The sequence below is a fragment of the Algoriphagus sp. PAP.12 genome (assembly GCF_026652115.1).
Classification (GTDB): domain Bacteria; phylum Bacteroidota; class Bacteroidia; order Cytophagales; family Cyclobacteriaceae; genus Algoriphagus.
This window is the reverse complement of record NZ_JAPPSQ010000048.1, coordinates 1-3,395: the sequence shown is the minus strand read 5'-3', so window position 1 is coordinate 3,395 and position 3,395 is coordinate 1. Positions and strand designations below refer to the sequence as shown.

2 protein-coding genes are annotated in these 3,395 nt (G+C 40.1%); both read left to right on the top strand.

Going from position 1 to position 3,395, the window contains the following annotated elements; genetic code table 11:
* Window positions 1–462: hypothetical protein (locus O0V13_RS21295; protein ID WP_268037038.1), on the top strand; the 462-nt coding region annotated here is incomplete at its 5' end.
* Window positions 463–491: 29 nt separating this feature from the next.
* On the top strand, window positions 492–3,395 hold a 2,904-nt coding region (locus O0V13_RS21290; RefSeq protein ID WP_268037037.1), incomplete at its 3' end, for a hypothetical protein.

Below are 3,395 nucleotides of genomic sequence, written 5' to 3'. Positions count from 1 at the left end.
TTTGGGTTTTTAGGGTTGGTTTTCTCTATGTTTTTCTCCTACGCGCATGCGCAAAGTGTGGTGGAGTTGAGTCAATTTTTAGGCTCTTCGAAGGCAGGTGAATTAAACATAGATCAGGATTATCTATTTGGGAGAACTCCATATGGTTTGTTGACCTCTTCAAAAGAGAAATTTCCAGAGGGTCAAGGTCCCAGGAAAATCATTGCCGAAGGAAAAGCCATCAATAAATTAAATGGCTCTGATAAACGGTTCAGCAATGTTGAATTGGTCCAATGGAAAATTAATGAGCTTGATGAGAAAACGATTTCCGTTGACCCATCAAAATTCAACACCATGGAGAATTTGAAGGTGATTCTGATTCTCTCCTCAGTACCGTTATCCAAATCAGAAGTAGAACAAATGTTCTCAAGATTCACAGATTCTGATTTGACGATTCTCTATCAATACTCAGAACCTGTATAAAGCATTACCAGATCTTAATCCCATTTGTTATGGATCAGCAATACTCAATTTTTAGAAAATTATTCAGTGCACTTTTCGGATTTTTACTAATCTTCTTTTTGGGGGTTGGTAATTTTGCGTTTGCACAGAATCAAAATGTTAAACCCTTTACACAACGGGTAGGGACACCGGCCCCACCCAATAATATCTTCCGGATAAAAGGGGACTATACGATGATAGGAAATACCAATTTGACATTGGATTCCTACAGTGATAACTCAAACAATTCGAACAATGAAATGATCTATGTGGATATAGATGGCGATGGGAATACCCTTAATTCATCTTCATCCACACTGGTGCTTTCGCAGGAAAACGGAGCTGATCCGAACTGTTCCGAAATCCTTTATGCTGGACTTTATTGGTCCGGCAGATCGGATTACAGTACGGATTATATTTTCGATGTCGGAGGGGTTGATGATACAAACAGTTCCTTGGAACACAATGATGCAATTGGGAATGGAACCTCTTATTCAATGAGTATTTCCCGAGAAGGGACGAGCTCTAATGGTTATCCTGTTTACACTTTTTCAGGATCTGGGGATACCTACCGTTTTTATTTCACCAATTCATCCAATGGAGGAAGTGGCTATTTGTATTATACAATAAATGGAGGCTCTCCCATTTATCCATCTGGTCAGAATCGTGAAACAAACACACCGGGTAATGATCAAACCAGAGTTACTTTCAATCCAGTGGTATTTGTTGATGGAAACAGAACTATTTCTATCGATAGATTAACACGAGATGAAGATGCTGATGCGACTTTGAGTGATTTTCAGGATGGAAGTAATTATGCACGTGTAAACGTTACTGGGGCGGGAACAACCTTTGATAAGCGCCAGGTCAAATTAAAAGGACCGGGTGATGCCAACTATACTACTGTAAACGCAAGTAATTCCAATATTCTTTATCCTGGTTCTGACCAGGCTTACATGTTTGTGGGCTATACAGACATTACTCAATTCGTAAAAGATAGAGGAATTGGGGAATATACAGTGGCTGATATTGCTCTTTTGGAAGGGAATGGTGGTAGTACCGGATATTTTGGGCAATGGGGCATCGTGGTGATTTATGAAAACTCCAAAATGCCATGGAGAGACATTACCCTATTTGATGGGTATTCATTTGTACAGTCTCCAGGAAATGGGGCTTTGGCTGAGGGTATTTTACCAATTACTGGTTTTAATGCTGTCCAAAATGGACCTGTGAATGTGAAGCTAGGGGTGATGGCAGGTGAAGGTGATAGAGGAATCTCTGGTGACTTTCTTCAAATCGAACAAGGCGTCAATACTAATAATTGGCAAAGTCTTTCGCATCCCTTAAATACAACTGGAAACTTTTTCAATTCATCAATTTATACTCCGGTATTGAATGGATCCAATACATTGGTTGAGAATCCAAGAAGTCCCAATATCCTAAACAATACAGGGATTGATATTGCGATGTGGAATATTGACAATAGTGGGAATAGCATTATTGCAAATAGTCAAACTTCCACTCGATTTAAGTATGGAACCACGCAAGATTTGTATGCGATATATTTTGTTGCTTTTGCCGTAGATGCCTATATCCCAGATGTTACCGGACTTCAGATTTTGAATTCAATTGATGGAAATTCTCCAGGTCCAACACCAACTGTTTTGCCTGGTGGAGTATTGGAATACCAAGTTGAAATCCGAAATCAAGGTACTGAGGCGGTAAATGATGTACAGATTGTCATTCCATTGCCATATACAGCTTCATTTGAAGATGCTACTGATTTAATTAATTTTTCTCCAACAGGTGCGGTTGACCCATATTTTGATCCACTTTTGGGAGCGACAGGTTCTATAGTTTGGGACCTTGGTGACATTCCATTACCTTCTGATCCAGATGAAGTTTTGGCTGTATTGACTTATAGTATCAAAGTAACTGAAGATTGTTTTATTCTTTCAAATCCCAACTGTGAACCATATGTAAGTACCAATGGTACAATTTCTGGTACGGGAGCAGTTTCTCAAAGTGAATTTGAAGGTCTGCCGTTTATCCAAGGGTTTTTGGATGGAGCTTGCGAAGGTGAACCTATACAGGAAGCATTGATTGTTCCTATTAATGTGACCCCAGAGTGGATAGCAGCGAACTGTGAAGAAGAAGACCTTTTTAAAGATTTTTTCTTCTGTAATATCGATCCACAGGGATCCATACCAGTTTCTAATATTAGAGGTTCTTTTCCTCCAGGTACCAGATTCTTTGATGGACCTGATGCTCAGACTGCAACAGAGTTTACAGACAATAATCCATTCCCGGCTCAGGATGGAACTTACTATGCCATTCCTGCGAATTCTTCGGATTGTGTTTATGAATTTGATATTGTTGTTACGATTGTAAATACAACTCCGGATCTTCCAAGTGGAGATATCATTTATTGTGTGGGTGCGATAGCTCCTAATCTCAATACCTTGGTTCTTCCAAGCAATGCCGGCGCCCCGGATGAATACACGGTTTATTTTTATACTTCCGAAACAGGAGGTACAGCTTCTTTAGGGATTCCTATTAATACCACAACAGCAGGAACATTTACATACTGGGCAGCAGAAGGCCCTTCAACGTCTTGTATTGGTGAGAGGGTCGCAGTTGTAGTTGAAATTGAGGCATTGCCTACATTTACTGTCACAAATCCTTCAGCTGTATGCTCTCCTGAAACAGTAGATATTACTGGTTCGGTTTCAAATTCACCGGTTGACGCAGTTTTCACTTATTGGACTGATGCTACCGCCACAAATGATGAATTAACAGAATTGGAGGCAGGTGCTATTAGTGCTTCTGGAACTTACTATATTAAGGCAACAAGTCCTGCAGGATGTTACGTGATCGAGCCGGTTGTGGTGACCATCAATCCATTGCCAACATTC